Below are 23,621 nucleotides of genomic sequence, written 5' to 3'. Positions count from 1 at the left end.
AGCTGCAAAATGGAATTAGCCGCTATTTTATTTAGCTTGTTTTTCGCAGTGAATATTGGCGCAAGCGGCGCTGCAGCTTCAATGGGAGTTGCTTACGGCTCTGGGGCCGTCAAAAAGAAAACCTACGCTTTGATCATATGTGCCGTTGGTGTTCTGGCCGGGGCTGTCATTGGCGGGGGCGAAGTTGTGAAAACCATCAGCTCTGGGATTATCCCGGAACAGACGATCACGCTGACGATTGTTTGCATCATTATCGGGGCTGCTGCACTGTCGCTTTTTACAGCTAATCTGCTCGGCATTCCTTTATCGACAAGTGAAGTCACGGTCGGGGCGGTTGTCGGTGTGGGCGTTGCGTACAAAGTATTGTTTGTAAACAATCTTCTGATTATTGTTTCATTTTGGATTTTCGTTCCGCTGTTCGCTTTTGGTTTTACATTTTTTGTAGCAAAGCTGTTTCGTTATTTTAAAATCGAAATTACGTCTTCCCGTAAACAAAACATCCTTGGCATCCTTTTGCTATGCGCTGGTTTTTTTGAAGCATTTTCTGCGGGCATGAACAATGTAGCGAATGCTGTTGGACCGTTAGTGGCTGCCGGCGTACTGGATGTAGCGAAAGGAACCCTGTATGGGGGAGTTTTTGTAGCCCTGGGCGCACTGATATTAGGCCGCAGGGTGTTAGAAACAAACGGGAAGAAAATCACGCGGTTTTCAAAAGGGGAAGGCATTCTCCTATCCGGAACAGGAGCAGGGCTGGTGATCATCAGTTCTTTATTTGGAATGCCGGTGCCCTTGGCGCAAGTAACGTCATCGTCTATTATCGGAATAGGCATGGCGAAAAACGGACCAAACGTATTTCATAAACAGGTCGTTCAAACGATGCTGAAAGTATGGATCGTATCGCCGTTTTTATCTTTATCCATCTCCTATCTGCTTGTATCTATGTTTTTAAAGGCGGATTATTATTCAATCTTTATCATGGTAAGTGTGCTTTTAGCGGCAGGCGGTGCCGTCAGCCTGACAAAAGCCATTCGTAAAGAGAGACGCTCTGTCCACGATCAAGGCGGGGGAATCTAACTATTAATCTGAGTTATTTTATCTGTTAACTAGGAGGAAATGAATATTATGAGCTTAGCACCACATGGAGGAAAACTGGTAAACCGAGTAAATGAGTCATATGAGGTAAGCGGCATTCAGAAAGAAATTGAACTTGATTTGATTTCTTTTGCCGACCTGGAATTGATCGGAATCGGCGGATACAGCCCGATCGAAGGCTTCTTTAATGAGAAAGATTACGTATCTGTTGTTGAAAACATGCGTCTTGCTTCTGGTGTTGTATGGTCTATTCCGATCACGCTGCCGGTAGATGCACAAAAAGCAGCCGAACTGTCAGTCGGCGAAACAGTAAAATTAACGTATGACGGAGAAACATACGGCGTTATCCAAATCGAAGACTTATACGTGCCTGACAAACAAAAAGAAGCTGTTAACGTGTATAAAACGGATGATCAGGCTCATCCGGGGGTAAAAAAGCTGTTCAGCCGCGGTGATACATATGTCGGCGGTCCGATCACACTGATTAAAAAAGCTTCCAAACAATTCCCTGAGTTTACATTTGAACCGACGGAAACAAGACGCCAGTTTGCAGAAAAAGGCTGGGAAACAATTGTCGGTTTCCAAACGAGAAATCCTGTTCACAGAGCGCATGAATATATTCAAAAAACGGCTCTTGAGACAGTGGACGGTTTGTTTTTAAACCCGCTTGTCGGCGAAACAAAATCTGATGACATCCCCGCTGATGTCCGGATGGAAAGCTATCAAGTGCTTCTTGACAACTATTACCCGAAAGACCGTGTCTTCCTTGGCGTTTTCTTGGCTGCAATGCGTTATGCCGGTCCGAGAGAAGCGATTTTCCATGCGCTTGTCAGAAAAAACTACGGCTGCACGCATTTCATTGTCGGCCGCGATCACGCCGGTGTCGGTGACTATTACGGCACGTACGAAGCCCAGGAGTTGTTTGACACATTTAAACCTGAAGAACTCGGCATTACACCGCTGAAATTCGAGCACAGCTTCTTCTGCGAAAAATGCGGAAATATGGGAACGGCAAAAACGTGTCCGCATGGCAGAGAGCACCACGTGATTTTATCAGGCACCAAGGTAAGAGGGATGCTGAGAGACGGTGTACTGCCGCCTGCAGAATTCAGTCGCGCAGAAGTTGTAGAGGTGTTAATCAAAGGCATGAAGAAAAAAGAAGAAGCAGGCGTTTCTTAAGGGGGACTGGCAGTGACAAATCGCGATATCGTATGGCATGAAGCCTCTATTACAAAAGAAGAGTATCAGAAAAAAAACAAGCATAAAAGCTCCATTCTCTGGCTGACGGGCTTAAGCGGATCAGGCAAATCAACCATTGCCAATGCTGCTGCGAGAGAACTTTTTGAGCAAGGCTACCAAGTTATTGTGCTGGATGGTGACAACATTCGCCACGGTTTAAATAAAGATCTCGGTTTTTCTGATGAAGACCGAAAAGAAAACATCCGCCGAATCGGAGAGGTAGCGAAACTTTTTGTGCAGCAGGGCACCATTGTCATTACTGCTTTTATCTCTCCTTTCCGTGAGGACAGAGACCAGGTTCGCCAGCTTGTGGAAGCAGGCGAATTTAACGAAGTTTATATTAAATGCGACCTCGATATTTGTGAACAAAGAGATCCAAAAGGGCTCTACAAAAAAGCAAGAAACGGAGAAATTCCGTTCTTCACAGGCATTGATTCTCCATATGAAGAACCGGAAGCTCCTGAGCTCGTCCTTGACTCAGGACAATATGATCGTGAAGAGTGCAAAAATCAGCTGATCGAGTTTGTAAAGCAGCAACTGAGCTAAACGCCGCTCAGCTGTGTTCTTCTCAGATGCCGAAAATGCAAACAAGAACAACATCACAGCGAACGTTCTGGAAGAACTCGAATAGATCGGGGGAAAGACGATGGGGAAAGTATATATTGTAGGAGCGGGTCCCGGAGATCCTGATCTGCTGACAATTAAAGCGCTGAAAGCCATTGAAAAAGCTGATGTAATCCTATATGACAGATTAGTAAATAAAGAGATTTTGCATTATGCCAAGGAGCAGGCGGACCTGATCTACTGCGGGAAGCTTCCAGATTTTCATACAATGAAGCAGGAAACCATCAATCGGTTTCTTGTGAAGTATGCGCAAAAAGGGAAAACCGTTGTCAGATTGAAAGGCGGAGACCCATTTGTGTTCGGCAGAGGAGGGGAAGAAGCGGAATGCCTTTCTGAAAATAGCATTCCGTTTGAAATTGTCCCCGGTATCACATCGGGAATCGCGGCGGCTGCTTATGCCGGGATTCCTGTCACTCATCGGGACGCGGGCTCTAACGTGGCTTTTGTAACGGGGCATTATAAAAAAGAAGAGGATTTTGAGGAAAAGTGGAAAGCGCTGGCCACAGGGATTGATACACTTGTCATCTATATGGGCATTAAAAATGTGCAGCAGATCGAAAAAAAACTCCTGGAAAACGGCCGGGACGGTTCTACTCCGGCAGCGTTTATTCATTGGGGAACAACGGACAAGCAAAAATCTGTTTTTTGTACAGTTGACACCCTTTCAGAAACGGTGAAAAAAGAAGACATTAAAAATCCGAGTTTAATTGTTGTTGGAAATGTTGTAAATTATCACTATAAGCTGGAATGGTTTGAATCTGAGCTGAAAAAACAAGATTTAAGCGAGGCGTTGTAAATGAAACAAGCGATTTTATATGTCGGCCACGGCAGCCGGGTAAAAAAGGCTCAGCAAGAGGCCGCTGCATTTTTGGAAGGATGCAAAGCGCACATCTCTGCCCCTGTTCAGGAAATCAGTTTTTTAGAGTTGCAGGAGCCGGCAATTGAGACAGGGTTTGAAGCATGTGTGAAGCAAGGCGCCACTCATATCGCAGTGGTGCCTCTGCTTCTTTTAACGGCTGCTCATGCAAAACATGATATTCCGGAAGAAATTGCCCGTGCCGCATCCCGGTATCCTTCAGTCCATATCTCATACGGAAGTCCGATTGGGATTGACGAAGAAGTTGTCAAAGCTGTCTATCATCGTGTTAAAGACATAGGCGTTCCGTACGAAAACGCCAAGGTTGTGCTCATCGGCAGGGGAAGCTCAGACCCAGATGTAAAAAGAGACGTAACCGGCATTGCCGGATTGCTCCAAAACATCATGCCCGTCAAGGAAGTGATTCCATGTTTTATGACAGCATGCGGTCCCAATTACAAAGAGGTTTTTTCTGAGCTGAAAAAAGATGACAGCGTGACGACCTTTATTGTTCCGTATTTGCTGTTTACCGGGATGCTGATGAATAAGATTGAACGTGAGGTCCAGAAATTGAAGGCCGAAAATTCAAATGTCTACCTCTCTTCCTATATCGGTTTCCACCCGCATGTGAAAAAGGCATTTTTACATCGTGTGAAAGAAACTGCTGACAACCATGAGGGGCAATTTAATTTTGACGGAGGCTCATATGCTCCCGCTTCACATTAGTTTGCAGAAGAAAAAGGTTGTGATCGCAGGAGGCGGCAGTATTGCGCTCAGAAGGTTAAAAACGGTGCTTTCTGAGGGAGCGGATATTACGCTTGTCAGTCCGGTTGCGGAACCGGAAATCAGGCAGATGGCAGACAATCGCCAAATCAAGTGGCTGAGCCGGAAGATTGAGAAAGAGGATTATCTCGATGCTTTTTTGATTATTGCCGCGACGGATGACGCCGCTGTGAATAAAGAAATTGCGCAAAATGCATCGCCTTCCCAGCTTGTCAACTGTGCCAGTGACGCTGAGCTGGGCAATGTGTACATGCCGAAAATCGTAAAAAGAGGGCATGTTACGGTTTCTGTTTCGACAAACGGAGCCAGTCCAAAGCATACGAAGGAACTTGCTGAAAAAGTGGACGTGCTCATTGACGGCGACTTTGTCAGCGAAGTAGACAGGCTTTATCAGATCAGAAGAAATAAATAAGCCAGAGCAGTTGCTGCTCTGGCTTTTCTTTATATGAATCAGCTTTTTTTCAGCCTGATGACAGTATCCGCATCAGGCGTGACAAAGACGGTATGCTGGCTGTCATAAGTCACGAATCCGGGCTTTGCGCCGTTCGGCTTTTTGACGTGCCTGATTTTTGTATAATCAACAGGCACAGAACTTGAATCTTTTGCTTTTGAAAAATAAGCTGCAATTGTGGCGGCTTCAATAATTGTTTGTTCATCCGGCTCGCTGCTTCTGATGACAACATGGGAGCCCGGGATATCCTTCGTGTGAAGCCATATGTCGTCTCTGGCAGCTGCTTTGGTCGTTAAATACTCGTTTTGACGGTTGTTTTTGCCGACTAAAATAGTGTGACCGGAAGAGGATTCGTATGTTTCTAAAACAGGGTTGTTCTGTTTTTGTTTTTTCTGCCCTTTTTGCTGCTTAGGACGTAAATATTTCCCCTCCACAAGCTCTTCTCTGATTTCACTGATATCACGCGGAGAAGCGGACGACAGCTGCTGAATCAGCTGGTCGAAGTATTCAATTTCTTGCTTAGCCAGACTGATTTGTTCTTCGACAACGGCAACTGAGTTTTTCGCCTTCTGATACTTAGTGAAATAGGCCTGTGCATTCTCTGAAGGCGTCTTGTTCGGATTCAGCGGGATAGCGATTGTCGGATTTTCCTCATCATAGTAGTTGATGACTTCAGCCTGCTTGTCGCCTTTTTTCATCATATATAAATTTGCGGTCAGCAGCTCCCCGTAAAGCTGAAATTCCTTAGCGTTTTCCGAATACTCCAGTGTTTTTTCCAGTTTTTTGATTTTGTTGGCGTTCTTTTTCCGTTCATTCACAACGAACCGCTCAAGATCCTGAGCCTGCTGTTTAACCCGGTCCCGCTCAGCTTTTCCGAAATAAAAACGGTCCAGCAGCTCACTTAATGAATCGAAGCGGCGTGCTTCTCCTTTAAGGTGAGTCAGCTCCAGCAGATAAAAATATTCCTTCCCGTTAACAGTCGTGATGTTAGGGTTGAAACGGTGCTCCCTTACCTCTGCAAAGAGCTCCAGCAACGCTTTTGGCAGTGTCACTTTGTTGGCAAGGCCCGCTCTGTGGACAGCTTCTTTTGCGAAGAGCGGAGAAACACCGGAAAAATGGTCAACAATTTGTTTATCTAGCCGTCCTTCTTGAAAACTGAGATGACGCAACATGTCATCTTCAGTCGCTTCTAGCGGTGAGATCTTGTCCTGGGCCGGCGGAAGCTTATAATCGTAGCCCGGCAGTACGGTGCGATAGCTGTTCATTGACGGTGATAGATGTTTCAGCCCGTCGATGATCGCATTTTCCTCTCCGTCCGTCAGAATGATATTGCTGTGGCGGCCCATAATTTCGACATAAAGCTTTAGATGCGTTTCATCGCCGATTTCATTACGGCTTTTAATATGAAAAATCATAATGCGGTCAAGGCCCGCCTGTTCAATTTTTTCAATAAATCCGCCTTCAATATGCTTTCTTAGCAGCATGCAAAACATCGGCGGTTCACTCGGGTTTTCATACGTTTGTGCCGTGATATGCACCCGTGAATAGCTTGGGTGTGCCGATAATAAAAGCTTTTGGTTTTTTCCATTGGCGCGGATGTGAAAAATCACATCGTGCTTATAAGGCTGATGGACTTTCGTGATCCGTCCGCCCATTATTCGCTCGTTCAGTTCGTGTGTCATTCCGTATGTAAACATGCCATCAAACGACATATATAATACACCCTCTCATTCTTCCTGCATTCGATAATTATAGCATGAAATGGGACGAGTCAGAATAAGCATGCTTATAGAGTGATATCTCTATAAGAGAGCAGGGGAGTGGACGAGCGGAATGAAGTTTCATGAAATGGGACAAACAGATTTATTAGAGGCAACAAATACGTCCATGAAACAAGGATTAACTGAAAAAGAGGTGAAAAAACGCCTCGACAAGCATGGGCCAAACGAGCTTCAAGAAGGGAAAAAAACATCAGCGCTTATCTTGTTTTTGGCGCAGTTTAAAGATTTCATGGTGCTTGTGCTGCTTGCGGCAACATTAATTTCAGGGTTTCTTGGTGAATATGTGGACGCGGTTGCGATTATTGCGATTGTGTTTGTGAATGGCATACTTGGGTTCTTTCAAGAACGGCGTGCAGAGCAATCTCTTCAGGCATTAAAAGAGCTGTCAACTCCTCATGTGATGGCGCTCAGGGAAGGAAGCTGGACAAAGATCCCTTCTAAAGAACTGGTGCCGGGCGACATTGTGAAGTTTACAAGCGGCGATCGGATTGGAGCAGATGTCCGGATTGTCGAAGCGAAAAGCCTGGAAATTGAAGAATCAGCGTTAACCGGAGAGTCAATCCCGGTTGTGAAACATGCGGATAAATTGAAAAAACCCGATGTGTCGCTGGGGGATATTACGAATATGGCCTTTATGGGAACCATCGTCACCCGCGGCAGCGGTGTCGGTGTTGTCGTCGGTACAGGAATGAACACGGCTATGGGGAAAATCGCTGACATGCTTGAATCGGCGGGAACTCTGTCAACCCCGCTGCAAAGAAGGCTCGAGCAGCTCGGGAAAATTTTAATTGTTGTCGCTTTGCTGCTCACTGTACTTGTTGTCGCTGTCGGCGTGATCCAAGGACACGATCTGTACAGTATGTTTTTAGCCGGTGTTTCGCTAGCGGTAGCCGCCATTCCAGAAGGGCTGCCAGCCATTGTGACAGTAGCGCTGTCATTGGGTGTACAGCGTATGATCAAGCAAAAATCAATCGTGAGAAAGCTTCCCGCGGTTGAGACGCTTGGGTGTGCCTCTATTATTTGTTCAGACAAAACAGGAACAATGACGCAAAACAAAATGACGGTCACACATGTATGGTCCGGAGGAAAAACGTGGAGAGTGTCGGGCACGGGCTACGATCCGAAAGGAGGCTTCACACTGAACGATAAAGAGGTCAGTGTGAATGAGCATAAGCCGCTGGAGCAAATGCTATTGTTCGGAGCGCTTTGTAACAACTCGAATATTGAGAATAGAAACGGTGACTATGTGCTTGACGGAGATCCGACAGAGGGAGCGCTGCTCACTGCGGCAAGAAAAGGCGGCTTTTCAAAGGAGTTTGTGGAATCCCATTACCGGGTGATTGAGGAGTTTCCGTTTGATTCAGCACGAAAAATGATGACTGTCATTGTAGAGGATCAGGACAGAAAGCGCTATATCATTACGAAAGGCGCGCCGGATGTCCTGATGCAGCGGTCTGCCCGTATTTATTATGACGGCTCTGCCGCTCCTTTCTCAAATGAGAGAAAAGCAGAAACAGAGGCAGTATTACGGCAACTGGCTTCCCAGGCGCTCCGAACGATTGCGGTTGCCTATAGACCGGTAAAAGCAGGGGAAACACCGTCAATGGAGCAGGCGGAAAAAGACCTGACAATGCTTGGCCTTTCAGGCATCATAGATCCGCCGCGCCCTGAAGTCAGACAGGCGATTAAAGAATGCCGTGAAGCGGGAATTAAGACTGTCATGATTACAGGGGATCATGTTGAGACAGCAAAAGCTATAGCGAAAGATTTGCGCCTCCTCCCGAAAAGCGGAAAAATCATGGACGGCCAGATGCTGAATGAGCTTTCGCAAGAAGAGCTTTCTGACGTAGTGGAGGATGTGTATGTGTTTGCCCGCGTTTCCCCTGAGCATAAATTGAAAATTGTTAAAGCGTATCAGGAAAACGGACATATCGTTGCAATGACAGGAGACGGCGTCAATGACGCGCCGGCTATCAAACAGGCTGACATCGGCGTTGCCATGGGTATTACAGGAACGGATGTGGCGAAGGAAGCATCATCCCTCATTCTCGTAGATGATAATTTTGCAACCATTAAATCAGCGATTAAAGAAGGCAGAAACATCTATGAAAATATTAGAAAATTTATCCGATACCTGCTGGCTTCTAACGTAGGAGAAATTCTGGTCATGCTTTTCGCCATGCTGCTTGCCCTTCCTTTGCCGCTCGTGCCGATTCAGATTTTGTGGGTCAACTTGGTGACAGATGGATTGCCGGCGATGGCGCTCGGCATGGATCAGCCGGAAGGAGACGTTATGAAGCGGAAGCCGCGTCACCCGAAAGAAGGGGTGTTTGCACGCAAGCTTGGATGGAAGGTGGTCTCCAGAGGATTTTTAATCGGTGCTGCCACGATTTTGGCTTTTATCATCGTGTATCACCGCAATCCTGAGAATTTGTCTTATGCTCAGACAATTGCGTTTGCAACGTTGGTGCTGGCTCAGCTTATTCACGTATTTGACTGCCGGAGCGAAACATCTGTTTTTTCCAGAAATCCGTTTGAAAACTTGTATCTGATCGGCGCTGTATTGTCATCAATTTTACTGATGCTGGTGGTTATTTACTATCCGCCGCTCCAGCCGATTTTCCACACGGTTGCCATCACGCCGGGAGACTGGATGCTTGTCATCGGCATGTCGGCCATCCCTACTTTTTTGCTGGCGGGGTCACTTTTGACAAGAAAAAAATAAATTCATATGATATAATCTTAGGGGTAATAGCATGTCTATTGCCCTTTTATTTTGAGAACAGGGAAGAAATTGGGTGTTTTATTTATGATACGAAGTATGACAGGCTTCGGCAGTGCAAGCAAAACACAAGATGATCTCTCTGTAAGCGTTGAACTTAAATCTGTGAATTACAGGTTTAAAGAAGTGAACGCTCGTTTGCCAAGGCCTTTGCTATATTTAGAAGATAAGCTGAAACAGACGATTCTGCAGTACATACAGCGCGGAAGAATTGAGCTTTTCGTCTCCGTTGACAGTGATATGCTTGTAGAGAGAAGGCTTGACATTGATTGGCCGCTTCTCGATGAGTTTGTCGCAGCTGCAGAGGATATGAAAAAGCGATATCAATTGTCCGCAGAGCCTGATGTCATGGACTTCTTCAAGCTTGAACATGTCGTCCAGATTCATGAGGAGCAGACACAAAGCGAAAAGCTTGAGGAGTTAATAACAGCTGCTGCAGAGGAAGCTGTAAAAGGACTCTGTGAGATGCGCGAAAAAGAGGGGCTGCTTCTAGCCAAAGACTGTCTGATGCATATTGACCAGCTTGAAGAGCTGGCCGAAAAGACCGAATCTTTGGCAGCCGATGCGGTATCTCGTTACAGGGAACGGCTTTACGCCAGAATAAAGGAATGGACCGAAGACGTGTTGGATGAGAGCCGGCTGGTTACAGAATGCGCTATTTTTGCAGATCGCTCTGATATTACAGAAGAGATTACAAGGCTGAAGAGCCACTTCGCTCAGTTTCGTGATATATTAGCTGAAGGCGGAGCTGTCGGGCGCAAACTCGACTTTCTTGTCCAAGAGCTGAATCGGGAAGCAAATACAATCGGCTCAAAAGCAAATGATCACCAGATCACAAAGCTTGTCGTCGAAATGAAAAGTTCTATTGAAAAAATAAAAGAACAAGTGCAAAATATAGAATAGTAACTGTGCGTATTGTTTACAGACGGACTTGCTAGGTTAAACTAGAGACGTCTATTTTACAGGGGGAACGTAGAAGATGACGATTAAACTGATTAATATCGGATTTGGCAATATTATCTCCGCCAATCGGATGATTTCGATTGTCAGCCCGGAGTCTGCGCCAATCAAACGGATGATCCAGGATGCAAGAGACCGCGGAATGCTAATTGACGCTACATACGGACGAAGAACCCGTGCAGTTGTCGTCATGGATAGTGATCACATTATCTTATCTGCCGTCCAGCCTGAGACAGTTGCACACAGACTTTCTGTTAAAGAAGAAATTATGGATGAAGGGCAGGGGTAATTGCCGCATGAAAGAAAGAGGGTTATTAATCGTTCTCTCAGGTCCCTCAGGAGTTGGTAAAGGAACGGTTCGGCAAGCGATTTTTTCGCAAGAAGATACAAAATTCGAGTATTCGATTTCAGTAACAACGAGAAACCCGCGAGAGGGCGAAGTGAACGGAGTCGATTATTTTTTCAAAACTAGAGAAGAATTTGAGCAAATGATTGCAAACAATAAGCTGCTTGAATGGGCAGAATATGTCGGCAATTATTACGGCACTCCTGTCGATTATGTTGAACAGACGCTCCAAGAAGGAAAAGACGTCTTTTTAGAAATCGAAGTTCAAGGCGCTCTTCAAGTGAGAAATGCTTTCCCGGAAGGTCTGTTTATTTTCCTTGCGCCTCCGAGTCTTTCTGAACTGAAGAACAGAATTGTGACAAGAGGAACGGAAACAGATGCTCTGATTGAAAATCGCATGAAAGCCGCAAAAGCTGAGATCGAAATGATGGACGCATATGATTACGTCGTAGAAAATGATAATGTCGAAACGGCTTGCGACAAAATCAAAGCAATCGTTCTCGCTGAACATTTGAAGCGTGAGCGCGTTGCACCAAGATATAAGAAAATGCTGGAGGTTGAATAACTGATGTTAGATCCGTCAATTGACTCATTAATGAATAAATTGGATTCGAAATACACGCTCGTAACCGTTTCTGCTAGACGCGCGCGTGAAATGCAAATCAAAAAAGACCAGATGATTGAACATACGATTTCACACAAATATGTAGGCAAAGCTTTAGAAGAAATTGATGCAGGCCTGCTTTCGTTTGAAAAGGAAGACCGCGAATAGTAGCACAAGTAGCAACCTATATCATGTAGGTTGTTATTTTTTTCCGTGCTGTTTTAAATTGCAGAGGGGGAGAAGTCATTGCTGAACAATCGAAATGTGTTGCTTTGCGTGAGCGGAGGCATCGCTGTTTATAAAGCCTGTGCGCTGACAAGCAAGCTGGTGCAGGCAGGGGCAAATGTTAAAGTCATTATGACTGAATCTGCGTGCCAGTTCGTTTCACCGCTGACATTTCAGGCATTGAGCCGCCATGAAGTATATACAGATACATTTAAAGAACAAAATCCAAGCGTCATTTCTCATATAGACGCAGCTGACTGGGCCGACCTGATTATTGTTGCGCCGGCTACGGCCAATGTGATTGGAAAACTGGCCAACGGCATTGCTGATGATATGCTGACAACAACCTTATTAGCGGCAACAGCGCCGGTATGGATTGCGCCCGCCATGAATGTGCATATGTATGACCATCCGGCAGTCAAACGCAATATTTCTGTCCTTTATCAGGATGGTTTTCGTTTTATTGAACCGAGCGAGGGCTATTTAGCATGCGGTTACGTTGGAAAAGGAAGATTGGAAGAACCCGAAAACATCGTGAAACTTGCGGCAAAGCATTTTGCAGAAGAAAAAGACGCGCCTTTAGAAGGCAAACAAGTGGTGATCACAGCAGGCCCGACACGGGAGGCAGTTGATCCTGTGCGTTTTTTCACGAATAAATCGACGGGTAAAATGGGATACGCATTAGCTGAGGCTGCGGTGCGGCTTGGTGCAAACGTGACCTTGATCTCAGGGCCGGTTTCTCTTGATGTCCCTAAAGGGCTTTCTCAGTTTATCCCTGTCCAATCGGCTGCGGACATGCGCGATGCGGTGCTCTCTGTGTATGAGAGAAGCGACGTCGTCATAAAAACAGCTGCTGTTGCCGATTTTACGCCAAAAACAGTATTTGACCAAAAAATGAAAAAACAAGACGGCGGAATGACCCTTGAATTAAAAAGAACAGTCGACATCTTAAAAGAACTGGGCGAGAAAAAACAGCATCAGCTGTTAGTCGGTTTTGCTGCTGAGACACAAGATGTGGAACATTACGCCCGCAAAAAGCTTTCTGCCAAAAATCTTGACATGATTGTGGCGAATGACGTGAAAGCGGCAGGGGCCGGTTTTGGTGCTGATACGAATATTGTGACGCTCTTTTTCAAAGACGGGCGCAAACGCGAGCTGCCGAAGATGTCTAAGCTCGATGTTTCGTTTGACATTCTTGGAGAAGTCGCAGCCCTCTTAAAACAAACCGGAGAGCACTCATGAATTTTGCCGAAGTCATCGTTGATGTCAGCACCAAAAATATAGACAGGCCGTTTGATTACAAAATCCCAGACCATCTTAAAGGTATGATCAAAACGGGAATGAGGGTCATTGTTCCGTTTGGCCCCCGTAAAATTCAAGGGTTTGTGACAGCTGTCAAAGATACGTCTGATCTCTCAGGTAAATCTGTCAAAGAAGTGGAGGATTTATTAGATCTTACGCCTGTTTTGACAGAAGAGCTGATGAATTTGTCTTCATGGCTGTCAGACAAAACGCTGTCTTTTAAGATTACGGCGCTTCAAGCGATGCTGCCTGCCGCATTAAAGGCAAAATATGAAAAAGAGCTGAAGATTGCGGAAGGTGCGGATATCCCGCCGCAGGTAGAACGGCTGTTTTCTGAAACAAAGAGCTTGCTGTATTCCGATATACCTGATCACGATACGCTGAAAATCATCCAGAAGCAGGTTCAAAAAGGCCATATCGATGTAACTTATAAAGTGGCGCAAAAAGCGAACAAAAAAATGGTCAGGTATATTCAGGCCAATGCCGGTAAAGAAGAGCTCTCCAAGCAGGCTGAGGGTTTATCCCGACAAGCGGCTAAACAGCAGGCGATCCTGCACTTTTTCATGACAGAACCGGAAGGCACGAAAATACCTGCTGCGGACCTGTGCAAAAAAACAGACACAAGCTCAGCCACCATCAAGAGCCTGATCCAAAAGGGGCTTCTGAAAGAAACCTATGAAGAGGTTTACAGAGACCCCTATCAGGACAAAATGTTCAAAAAAACAGAACCTCTGCCGCTGACAGACGAGCAGAGCGCGGCCTTTCAGCCGATACGCCGGACGTTAGATAACAATGAACATCAAGTGTTTCTCCTGCACGGAGTGACGGGAAGCGGCAAAACGGAAATTTATCTCCAGTCGATTGAAAAAGTGCTTGCGAAAGGAAAAGAAGCCATCGTACTTGTACCGGAAATATCGTTAACGCCGCAAATGGTTCATCGATTTAAAGGGCGTTTCGGCTCTCAGGTAGCCGTGATGCACAGCGGGTTATCCACTGGTGAAAAGTATGACGAGTGGCGCAAAATCCACCGCAAGGAAGTACGGCTTGTCGTGGGCGCGAGGTCCGCTATTTTTGCTCCGTTTGAAAATCTCGGGATGATTATCATCGATGAGGAGCATGAATCGTCCTATAAACAAGAGGAAATGCCGCGCTACCATGCGAAAGAAGTAGCGATCAAGAGAGCGGAGCACCACCGCTGTCCGGTTGTGTTAGGTAGTGCTACACCGACGTTAGAGTCATATGCACGGGCGCAAAAAGGAGTGTACGAGCTGCTTTCGCTGAAACACCGCGTCAATCACCAAGTGATGCCTGAGGTTTCGCTTGTGGATATGAGAGAGGAGCTCAGAAACGGCAATCGCTCTATGTTTTCAATAGAATTGATGGAAAAGCTTGAAGAAACCATTGCCAAGGGTGAACAGGCTGTGCTGTTTTTAAATAAAAGGGGCTATTCCTCCTTTGTGATGTGCAGGGACTGCGGATATGTCCCGCAATGCCCTCACTGCGACATTTCCATGACGTATCACCGTTCCGGCCAGAGGATGAAATGCCATTATTGCGGACATGAAGAGCCTGTTCCGCATACTTGTCCTGAATGCGGGAGCGATCATATCCGTTTTTTCGGAACGGGAACACAAAGAGTGGAAGAAGAATTAACAAAGGTGCTGCCACATGCAAGAGTCATACGGATGGATGTTGATACGACCTCTCGGAAAGGTGCCCATGAAAAATTATTGTCTGCTTTCGGAGAAGGCAAAGCAGATATTCTTCTTGGAACGCAAATGATTGCGAAAGGGCTTGATTTTCCGAATGTGACACTTGTCGGAGTCTTAAGCGCTGACACAACACTGCACATTCCTGATTTCAGATCTGCCGAAAAAACGTTTCAGCTGCTAACACAAGTCAGCGGCCGCGCGGGAAGACATGAAAAACCCGGCAATGTCATCATTCAAACGTACACACCGTCCCATTACAGCATCCAGCTGACGAAAACGCATGATTATGAAACGTTTTATCAGCATGAAATGGCGCACAGGAGGGAGCAATCCTACCCGCCGTATTACTATTTGGCTCTTGTGACGGTTTCTCACGAGGAAGTGGCAAAAGCGGCTGTAACCGCTGAGAAAATCGGACACTTTCTGAAAGCAAACTGCGGGGCAGATACGAAAATACTTGGTCCAAGCGCATCGCCGATCGCCAGGATCAAAGATAGATATCGTTATCAATGCGTGATAAAATACAAACAGGAAACCCAGATATCAGCTTTATTGAAGAAGATACTGGAACATTATAAACGCGAAATTGAACAAAAACATGTAATGATTTCAATTGATATGAATCCTTATATGATGATGTAAGATCTCACGTCTTGGAGGGTAATGAATTGGCAGTAAAAAAGGTCGTCACACATCCCGCGGAGGTTTTGGAAACGCCCGCGGAAACCGTGACTGTTTTTGATAAAAAGCTAAAAAAACTGCTTGATGATATGTACGATACCATGCTCGAAATGGATGGAGTCGGACTGGCAGCGCCGCAGATCGGTATTTTAAAAAGAGCGGCTGTTGTTGATATCGGAGAAGAAAGCGGCAGAATTGACCTTGTGAATCCGGAAATTCTTGAACAAAGCGGCGAGCAAACCGGAGTTGAAGGATGCTTGAGTTTTCCCGGCGTCTACGGAGATGTCACGCGTGCCGATTATGTGAAAGTGCGGGCGTATAACCGTCAGGGAAAACCGTTTATTCTTGAAGCAAGGGGCTTTTTCGCGAGAGCCGTGCAGCATGAAATGGACCACTTGGACGGCGTGCTGTTTACATCAAAAATAAGCAAATATTATACAGAAGATGAACTAGCGGATATGGAAGGATGATTTGATGACGAGAATCGTGTTTATGGGAACACCCGATTTTTCAGTTCCTGTGTTAAAAACCCTGATAGATGACGGATATGAAGTAGTGGGGGTCGTCACTCAGCCGGACCGTCCGAAGGGCAGAAAAAAAGTGCTCACGCCTCCGCCTGTGAAGGAAGAAGCTTTGCGTCACGGTATCCCGGTTCTTCAGCCTGAAAAAGTCAGACTGAAAGAAGAAATTGAAAAGGTGCTGGCATTAAAACCGGATCTCATTGTGACGGCAGCGTTTGGGCAAATTCTGCCTAAAGAGCTTCTCGACAGCCCTAAGTACGGATGCATTAATGTCCATGCGTCTCTTTTGCCTGAACTGAGAGGCGGGGCTCCTATCCATTATTCCATTCTCCAAGGAAAGAAAAAAACCGGAGTTACCATTATGTACATGGTGGAAAAATTAGATGCAGGCGATATGATTTCTAAAGTGGAAGTAGACATTGAAGAAACCGACAATGTCGGAACCCTGCACGATAAATTAAGCGCTGCTGGCGCGAAGCTTCTGTCTGAAACAGTTCCTCAAGTTATAGCCGGCGACATATCACCTGAAAAGCAGGATGACGAGAAAGCGACGTATGCGCCAAACATTAAAAGAGAACAAGAGCTGATTGACTGGTCCAGAGCAGGAGAAGAGCTTTATAATCAAGTTCGAGGTTTAAACCCATGGCCTGTTGCCTATACGACTTTAAATGGACAAAACCTGAAAGTGTGGGCGGCCAAGAAAACAGCGGCGCCGGCAAAAGCCGAGCCCGGCACAGTCATTGCTATTGAAAAAGAAGGAATTATCGTGGCCACAGGAAACGATACGGCACTGTTATTAACAGAGCTGCAGCCTGCCGGCAAAAAACGCATGCGAGGCGAAGACTTCGTCCGTGGCGCTCATGTTGAGACAGGTGATATGTTAGGAGTGCACAATGAAAACAAATAGCGTTCGTGATATTGCGCTGGAGGCGCTGGTCAAATTAGAACAAAATCAGTCATACAGTAACCTGCTCCTGAAATCGGTTATTAAATCCAATAAACTGAGCGATCAGGACCGGGGGCTTTTGACTGAACTAGTGTACGGTACATTGCAAAACAAAATCGCGCTGGATTATATGCTCAAGCCGTTTATCAACAAGCCGCAAAAGGTGAAGCCGTGGGTTATCCAGCTTCTCCGCCTGTCCTTATATCAAATGGAATATTTAGAGAAAATTCCGGACCGGGCAGTCATCCATGAAGCGGTAGAGATTGCTAAAAACCGCGGGCATAAAGGCATTGCCTCATTTGTCAACGGCGTGCTTCGCTCTATTCAGCGCGAAGGAGTCCCTTCCTTTGACGCCATCGAAGATCCTGTTCTCCGGCTTGCGACAGAAACAAGCCATCCCGAATGGCTCGTGAAAGAGTGGGCAGACGCATACGGATTTGATGCGGCTGAAAAGATTTGCCGCATTCATCTCATTCCGCCTAAGCAAACGCTGCGTGTCAATCAAATGAAAACAGACAGAGCGGAGATACTTGATCAAATGGCAGCTGAAGGAATCGAAGCAGAAAAAGGCGATCTCGCCGAGGATGCTGTGAAGCTTGTAAAGGGAACAATCGCCGGAACTCACTTCTTCCAGACCGGTGAAGTGTCCATCCAGGATGAAAGCTCCATGCTGGTTGCCCGGGCCCTTGACCCTAAGCCAGGTGAAACGGTGCTTGATGCGTGCGCGGCGCCGGGCGGAAAGTCAGCCCATATCGCTGAATTAATGGAGAACAAGGGAAGTGTGACATCGCTTGACCTTCACAAACATAAAGTGAAGCTGATCAAAGAAGCGTCAGAACGGCTTGGCCTTTCCATTATTGATGCGAAAACAATGGACGCGAGAAAAGCGGGAGAAACGTTTAAAAGTGTACAGTTTGACCGTATTTTGGTTGACGCTCCATGCTCAGGCTTTGGCGTGATCAGAAGAAAGCCGGATATGAAGTACACCAAAACCCCGAATGACAGCTCCCGGCTTGCTGAAATCCAGCTGTCTATCTTAAGGGAAATTGCGCCATTAGTAAAAAAAGGTGGCACTCTTGTCTACAGTACGTGTACAATGGATCGGACAGAAAATGAAGAAGTTATCCATGCGTTTATACAAGAACATCCTGATTTTGAACCCGATTTGTCTCTTGAAAAGCGGCTGCCCGAAAAGGCGAGACCCTTTGTTCGGGATGGGAGGCTTCAAATCCTTCCGCATTATTTCGGAACAGATGGTTTCTTTATTTGCAGCATGAGAAAGAAGGGATAAGCAATGACAGAACTTAAAAAAACAAAGATCAGAAAAGAATTGCGGACAGAGCGTCCTTCAATTTATTCTTTTGAATTAGACGAAATCAAACAATGGCTGACAGACAACGGAGAGAAACCGTTCCGCGCGGCACAGATTTTTGAATGGCTTTACGAAAAACGAGTATCTTCTTTTGACGAAATGACAAACCTGTCAAAGGATCTGCGTGAGAAATTAAACACTCATTTCGTATTAACGACGCTGAAAACAGCAGTTAAACAAACTTCTCAAGATGGTACGATGAAGTTTTTATTCGAGCTTCACGACGGTTATACAATCGAAACCGTTTTAATGAGACACGAGTATGGTAATTCTGTATGTGTAACGACACAAGTCGGCTGCCGCATTGGCTGCACATTCTGCGCATCAACGCTCGGCGGCTTAAAACGAAATCTTGAAGCGGGCGAAATTGTCGCTCAAGTGGTGAAAGTTCAAAAAGCGCTGGATGAAACGGATGAACGCGTCAGCTCTGTCGTCATCATGGGAATTGGCGAACCATTTGATAACTTTAACGAAATGCTTGCCTTCTTAAAAATCATTAACCATGATAAGGGACTGAATATAGGAGCCCGCCATATTACTGTTTCTACAAGCGGAATCATCCCGAAAATTTACGAATTCGCTGATCAGCAAATGCAGATTAACTTTGCGATTTCTCTGCACGCGCCAAATACAGAAATCAGAAGCCGTTTGATGCCGATTAACAGAGCGTACAAGCTGCCTGATTTAATGGAAGCCGTTAAATATTACATTAATAAAACAGGACGCCGGATCAGCTTTGAATACGGTCTGTTCGGTGGCGTAAATGATCAGGTCGAGCACGCTGAAGAGCTTGCAGACTTGCTGGAAGGCGTAAAATGCCACGTGAACTTGATTCCGGTAAACTATGTGCCTGAACGGGATTACGTCCGCACACCGCGCGAGCAGATTTTTGCTTTTGAGAAAACGCTGAAATCCCGCGGAGTAAATGTCACGATCCGAAGAGAGCAAGGCCATGACATTGACGCAGCCTGCGGTCAGCTTCGCGCGAAGGAGCGTCAAGACGAGACGAGGTGATGAGGGTTGTTAACAGCCTTAAAAACAGATACAGGGAAAATCCGCCAGCATAATGAAGATGATGCGGGTATTTTTAAGGGGAAAGACGATTTTGTATTAGCGGTTGTCGCTGATGGCATGGGCGGCCATCTTGCTGGAGATGTTGCAAGCAAGATGGCTGTGAAAGCCATGGGAGAGAAATGGAATGAGGCAGATACGGTTCCTGCGGCGCCGTCAGAGTGTGAAGAGTGGCTCATTGAACAGATTCTCGCGGTAAACAGCAAGATTTACGATCATGCCCAAGCGCACGAAGAATGCCAAGGCATGGGAACAACCATTGTATGCGCTCTTTTTACAGGCAAAACGGTTTCCGTTGCTCATATAGGCGACAGCAGATGCTATTTGCTTCAGGACGATCTTTTCGTTCAGGTGACAGAGGATCATTCTCTTGTGAATGAACTGGTTCGCACCGGTGAAATCTCCAGAGAAGATGCTGAGCATCATCCGCGCAAAAATGTGCTGACGAAGGCGCTCGGAACAGATCAATCTGTCAGTATTGACGCACGTTCTTTCGAAATTGAACCCGGAGACAAACTCCTTTTATGTTCTGATGGACTGACGAATAAAGTGGAAGTCACTGAATTAAAAGACATCCTGCAAAGCGATTCAGCTCCTCAGGAAAAAGTAAACCTGCTTGTGGACAAAGCCAATGAGAATGGCGGGGAAGACAATATTACAGCAGTTTTGCTTGAGCTTGCTTTACATGTTGAAGAGGGTGAAGATCAGTGCTAATCGGCAAGCGAATCAGCGGGCGTTACCAGATTCTCCGTGCCATAGGCGGCGGGGGAATGGCCAACGTTTATTTAGCTGAGGACATTATTCTTGATCGTGAAGTCGCAATCAAAATCCTGCGGTTTGACTATGTGAATGACAATGAGTTTATCAGGCGTTTCCGAAGAGAAGCCCAATCGGCATCAAGCCTTGATCACCCGAATATTGTCAGCATTTATGATTTGGGCGAGGAAGATGACATTTACTATATTGTCATGGAATACGTAGAGGGCATGACGCTAAAAGAATACATAACAGCAAATGGGCCGCTTCACCCCAAAGAAGCGCTCAGCATCATGGAGCAAATTGTCTCAGCCATTGCCCATGCCCACCAAAATCATATTGTCCACAGGGATATTAAACCGCATAACATTTTGATCGACCATATGGGCAATATCAAAGTAACGGATTTTGGAATTGCGACTGCACTGACTTCGACAACAATCACCCACACCAATTCTGTGCTGGGCTCAGTCCATTATTTATCCCCCGAACAGGCGCGGGGCGGTCTGGCCACAAAAAAATCAGATATTTATGCACTTGGGATTGTCTTATTTGAGCTGTTAACCGGCCGAATCCCGTTTGATGGAGAATCGGCTGTCAGCATCGCCTTAAAGCATCTTCAGGCTGAAACCCCTTCAGCGAAAAGGTGGAATCCCTCAGTACCCCAAAGCGTTGAAAACATCATATTAAAGGCAACCGCCAAAGATCCTTTTCATCGCTATGAAACTGCTGAAGATATGGAAGAAGATATTCGAACAGCTTTTGACGCGGACAGGCTCAACGAAAAGAAATTTACGATTCAAGATGATGAAGAAATGACGAAAGCGATTCCGATTATTAAGGATGCAGAGCTTGCGAAAGCTTCTAATGAAACCGAAGCTGACATGACATTTCCTCAAGAAAACCAAACGAAGAAAAAAGCTAAGAGAAAAAAATGGCCGTGGATTTTGCTCACCATATGCCTGATTTTTATCACGGCAGGAGTTCTCGCCGTCACTGTTTTTCCTTCTCTTTTTATGCCTAAGGATGTCAAAATACCCGATGTAGCAGGGATGGAATATGAGAAAGCGGCAGATCTTCTAGAAAAAGAAGGCTTGCAGGTAGATTCAGACGTTTTGGAAATCTCAGATGAGAAGATCGAAGAAGGCCTGATGGTCAAAACCGATCCTAAAGCCGAGTCCACTGTTAAAGAAGGAGCAACGGTTACGCTTTATAAGAGTACAGGTAAAGCAAAAAAGCAGATCGGTGATGTGACGGACCAATCAGTCGACAAGGCAAAAAAAGTGTTAAAGGAACAGGGCTTTAAAAATGTAACGGTGGATGAAGTAAATAATGATGAGAAAGACGCCGGCACTGTCATAGACCAGAATCCGTCAGCAGGGACCGAACTTGTGCCGGACGAAGATCAAGTTAAGCTCACAGTCAGCATCGGGCCGGAAGATATTACGCTCAGAGACTTAAAAACATACAGTAAAGAAGCAGCCTCAGGATATCTGGAAGATAACGGGCTCAAGCTGGTGGAAAAAGAAGCGTACTCAGATGACGTTCCGGAAGGACAGGTTGTCAAACAAAAACCGGCAGCGGGAACGGCGCTAAAGCCGGGAAATGAGGTCGAAGTGACATTCTCTCTCGGACCTGAGAAAAAACCGGCGAAAACAGTGAAAGAAAAAGTCAAGATTCCATATGAGCCTGAAAACGAAGGGGACGAGCTGGAGGTGCAAATCGCGATTGACGACGCGGACCACAGCATTTCTGACACTTACGAACATTTTAAGATTAAAGAGCCCGTAGAACGGACGATCGAACTGAAGATTGAACCTGGCCAAAAAGGGTACTATCAAGTGATGGTAAATAATAAAGTCGTCAGCTACAAAACAATTGAGTATCCGAAAGATGAATAACAAGGAGGGAAAATATGCCTGAGGGCAAAATTATTAAAGCGCTTAGCGGCTTTTATTACGTACTGGATGAATCAGAGGATTCAAATAACGGAAAAGTTATACAATGCAGAGGAAGAGGCATTTTCAGAAAAAATAAAATCACCCCTTTGGTCGGTGATTATGTTGTTTATCAAGCTGAAAATAATAAAGAAGGATATCTTCTGGAGATTAAAGAAAGAACCAATGAACTTATCAGGCCGCCGATCTGCAACGTTGATCAAGCGGTGCTTGTTTTCTCGGCGATGCAGCCATCTTTCAGCACAGCATTGCTCGACCGTTTCTTGGTTCTCGTAGAAGCGAATGACATCCAGCCGATTATTTGTATTACAAAAATGGATTTAATTGAAGATCAACATACACAAAAGCTCATTCAAGCGTATGCTGAAGACTACCGGAATATTGGCTATGACGTGTATCTTACCTCTTCAAAGGACCAAGACAGTTTAACGGAGATCATCCCGCATTTCCGCGGCAAAACAACGGTCTTTGCCGGCCAGTCTGGGGTTGGAAAATCCTCGCTTCTCAACGCGATCAGTCCCGAGCTGGGTTTGAGAACAAACGAGATTTCCGAGCATTTAGGCCGCGGGAAGCACACAACCCGCCATGTGGAGCTCATTCACACGTCCGGAGGTCTGGTTGCGGATACGCCGGGTTTCAGCTCTCTTGAGTTTACAGACATAGAAGAAGGAGAGCTGGGCTACACCTTCCCTGACATCAGAGAAAAAAGCGCATCATGCAAATTCAGAGGGTGTTTGCATTTGAAAGAGCCGAAATGTGCAGTCAAACAAGCTGTTGAAGAAGGGGAATTAAAGCAGTACCGCTACGACCATTATGTTGAATTTATCACAGAGATCAAAGACAGAAAGCCGAGGTATTAGATCATGGTAAAGATTGCACCTTCTATTCTTTCCGCTGATTTTGCCGCTTTAGGCAAAGAGATTCAAGATGTAGAAAAAGGCGGAGCCGATTACATTCATGTTGATGTCATGGACGGCCATTTTGTCCCGAATATTACGATTGGGCCGCTGATTGTAGAAGCCATTCGTCCGGTGACGAAACTGCCCCTGGATGTACATTTAATGATTGAAGAGCCGGATCGTTATATCCCGGCTTTCGCAAAAGCTGGAGCAGATATCCTGTCTGTACATGCCGAAGCCTGTCCGCACCTTCACCGGACAATCCAGCTTATGAAAGAGCAGGGTGTAAAAGCTGGCGTTGTCCTGAATCCGCATACACCTGTTCAAGTAATTGAGCATATTTTTGAAGAACTTGATCTCGTTCTCTTAATGACGGTGAACCCTGGATTTGGCGGACAGAAATTTATTCATTCTGTTCTTCCGAAAATAAAAGAAGTGAAACGAATGGCAGAGGAAAAAGGGAAACATGATCTGCTAATTGAAGTAGACGGCGGCGTCAACAAAGAAACAGCCCCGCTAGTCATCGAAGCGGGCGCAAATTTACTTGTTGCCGGTTCTGCTGTTTATGGCCAAACTGATCGCGAAAAAGCTATTTCTGAGATAAGAGGAAGCAAATAAGCAGCAGGAGAAAGAGCCGGGCGCATTTAGCCCGAGCTCTTT

General features: G+C 45.8%; 22 protein-coding genes. 21 read left to right on the top strand and 1 reads right to left on the bottom strand.

What is annotated here, in order from left to right:
* Positions 1-9: 9 nt before the first annotated feature.
* The 6 genes from cysP to sirC all read left to right on the top strand — a co-directional run bounded on the left by cysP (position 10) and on the right by sirC (position 5,006).
* Entirely contained in the window at positions 10-1,074 is a 1,065-nt protein-coding gene (gene cysP, locus DIC78_RS01575) for a sulfate permease (RefSeq protein WP_127695263.1), read from the top strand.
* A gap of 48 nt (positions 1,075-1,122) precedes the next feature.
* Positions 1,123-2,271 (top strand): sulfate adenylyltransferase, encoded by a 1,149-nt coding sequence (sat, locus tag DIC78_RS01570; RefSeq protein WP_106020670.1) that lies wholly within the window; start codon positions 1,123-1,125, stop codon positions 2,269-2,271.
* Positions 2,272-2,283: 12 nt separating this feature from the next.
* Positions 2,284-2,877: an adenylyl-sulfate kinase gene (gene cysC, locus DIC78_RS01565; RefSeq protein ID WP_095713808.1), complete on the top strand. Its 594-nt coding sequence runs from the start codon at positions 2,284-2,286 to the stop codon at positions 2,875-2,877.
* Between the two features lie 100 nt (positions 2,878-2,977).
* Positions 2,978-3,751, top strand: a complete 774-nt coding sequence (gene cobA / locus DIC78_RS01560) for a uroporphyrinogen-III C-methyltransferase (RefSeq protein WP_103671396.1) — start codon at positions 2,978-2,980, stop codon at positions 3,749-3,751.
* On the top strand, positions 3,752-4,537 hold the full coding sequence (gene sirB, locus DIC78_RS01555; RefSeq protein ID WP_127695261.1) for a sirohydrochlorin chelatase: 786 nt from the start codon (positions 3,752-3,754) through the stop codon (positions 4,535-4,537).
* Positions 4,518-5,006: a precorrin-2 dehydrogenase gene (gene sirC / locus DIC78_RS01550; RefSeq protein ID WP_127696905.1), complete on the top strand. Its 489-nt coding sequence runs from the start codon at positions 4,518-4,520 to the stop codon at positions 5,004-5,006. Before sirB ends, sirC begins: the two co-directional genes overlap by 20 nt.
* Before the next feature lie 38 nt (positions 5,007-5,044).
* Here sirC and rqcH read toward each other — a convergent pair whose 3' ends face one another.
* Positions 5,045-6,757, bottom strand: coding sequence for a tRNA modification protein RqcH (rqcH, locus tag DIC78_RS01545; RefSeq protein ID WP_127695259.1), 1,713 nt, complete (start codon positions 6,755-6,757; stop codon positions 5,045-5,047).
* Between the two features lie 121 nt (positions 6,758-6,878).
* Here rqcH and DIC78_RS01540 point away from each other — a divergent pair, with 121 nt between their 5' ends.
* From DIC78_RS01540 to rpe, 15 genes are all read left to right on the top strand, one after another.
* Complete coding sequence (locus DIC78_RS01540) at positions 6,879-9,551, top strand: calcium-translocating P-type ATPase, SERCA-type (protein WP_127695257.1); 2,673 nt, start codon at positions 6,879-6,881, stop codon at positions 9,549-9,551.
* A gap of 84 nt (positions 9,552-9,635) precedes the next feature.
* Complete coding sequence (locus tag DIC78_RS01535; RefSeq protein ID WP_127695255.1) at positions 9,636-10,511, top strand: YicC/YloC family endoribonuclease; 876 nt, start codon at positions 9,636-9,638, stop codon at positions 10,509-10,511.
* Positions 10,512-10,587: 76 nt separating this feature from the next.
* A complete protein-coding gene (gene remA, locus DIC78_RS01530) occupies positions 10,588-10,857 on the top strand; it encodes an extracellular matrix/biofilm regulator RemA (protein WP_003154355.1) in 270 nt (89 codons plus the stop codon).
* Between the two features lie 7 nt (positions 10,858-10,864).
* Positions 10,865-11,479 (top strand): guanylate kinase, encoded by a 615-nt coding sequence (gmk, locus tag DIC78_RS01525; RefSeq protein WP_024121355.1) that lies wholly within the window; start codon positions 10,865-10,867, stop codon positions 11,477-11,479.
* A gap of 3 nt (positions 11,480-11,482) precedes the next feature.
* Positions 11,483-11,686 carry a DNA-directed RNA polymerase subunit omega gene (gene rpoZ, locus DIC78_RS01520; RefSeq protein WP_003221520.1) on the top strand — a complete coding sequence of 68 codons (204 nt, stop codon included), beginning with the start codon at positions 11,483-11,485 and terminating at the stop codon, positions 11,684-11,686.
* A 78-nt stretch (positions 11,687-11,764) separates the two neighbouring features.
* On the top strand, positions 11,765-12,985 hold the full coding sequence (gene coaBC, locus DIC78_RS01515) for a bifunctional phosphopantothenoylcysteine decarboxylase/phosphopantothenate--cysteine ligase CoaBC (protein ID WP_127695253.1): 1,221 nt from the start codon (positions 11,765-11,767) through the stop codon (positions 12,983-12,985).
* A complete protein-coding gene (gene priA / locus DIC78_RS01510) occupies positions 12,982-15,399 on the top strand; it encodes a primosomal protein N' (protein ID WP_127695251.1) in 2,418 nt (805 codons plus the stop codon). Before coaBC ends, priA begins: the two co-directional genes overlap by 4 nt.
* Before the next feature lie 26 nt (positions 15,400-15,425).
* Positions 15,426-15,908: a peptide deformylase gene (gene def / locus DIC78_RS01505; protein ID WP_024121358.1), complete on the top strand. Its 483-nt coding sequence runs from the start codon at positions 15,426-15,428 to the stop codon at positions 15,906-15,908.
* Positions 15,909-15,912: 4 nt separating this feature from the next.
* Positions 15,913-16,866, top strand: a complete 954-nt coding sequence (gene fmt / locus DIC78_RS01500; protein WP_127695249.1) for a methionyl-tRNA formyltransferase — start codon at positions 15,913-15,915, stop codon at positions 16,864-16,866.
* Positions 16,853-18,196 carry a 16S rRNA (cytosine(967)-C(5))-methyltransferase RsmB gene (gene rsmB, locus DIC78_RS01495; RefSeq protein ID WP_106020676.1) on the top strand — a complete coding sequence of 448 codons (1,344 nt, stop codon included), beginning with the start codon at positions 16,853-16,855 and terminating at the stop codon, positions 18,194-18,196. The genes fmt and rsmB overlap by 14 nt, the downstream gene beginning before the upstream one ends.
* A 3-nt stretch (positions 18,197-18,199) precedes the next feature.
* Positions 18,200-19,291: a dual-specificity RNA methyltransferase RlmN gene (gene rlmN, locus DIC78_RS01490; protein WP_024121361.1), complete on the top strand. Its 1,092-nt coding sequence runs from the start codon at positions 18,200-18,202 to the stop codon at positions 19,289-19,291.
* A gap of 6 nt (positions 19,292-19,297) precedes the next feature.
* A complete protein-coding gene (prpC, locus tag DIC78_RS01485) occupies positions 19,298-20,062 on the top strand; it encodes a protein-serine/threonine phosphatase PrpC (protein ID WP_024121362.1) in 765 nt (254 codons plus the stop codon).
* A complete protein-coding gene (gene pknB, locus DIC78_RS01480) occupies positions 20,056-22,005 on the top strand; it encodes a Stk1 family PASTA domain-containing Ser/Thr kinase (protein ID WP_095713818.1) in 1,950 nt (649 codons plus the stop codon). The genes prpC and pknB overlap by 7 nt, the downstream gene beginning before the upstream one ends.
* A 14-nt stretch (positions 22,006-22,019) precedes the next feature.
* Entirely contained in the window at positions 22,020-22,922 is a 903-nt protein-coding gene (rsgA, locus tag DIC78_RS01475) for a ribosome small subunit-dependent GTPase A (RefSeq protein ID WP_024121364.1), read from the top strand.
* 3 nt (positions 22,923-22,925) lie between these two features.
* Positions 22,926-23,579, top strand: a complete 654-nt coding sequence (gene rpe, locus DIC78_RS01470) for a ribulose-phosphate 3-epimerase (protein ID WP_101861202.1) — start codon at positions 22,926-22,928, stop codon at positions 23,577-23,579.
* The last annotated feature ends 42 nt before the right edge of the window (positions 23,580-23,621 follow it).

The sequence above is a fragment of the Bacillus halotolerans genome (genome assembly GCF_004006435.1).
Taxonomy (GTDB): Bacteria; Bacillota; Bacilli; order Bacillales; family Bacillaceae; genus Bacillus; species Bacillus halotolerans.
The sequence above is the reverse complement of the archived record's forward strand: the minus strand, read 5'-3'. Positions and strand labels throughout refer to the sequence as shown.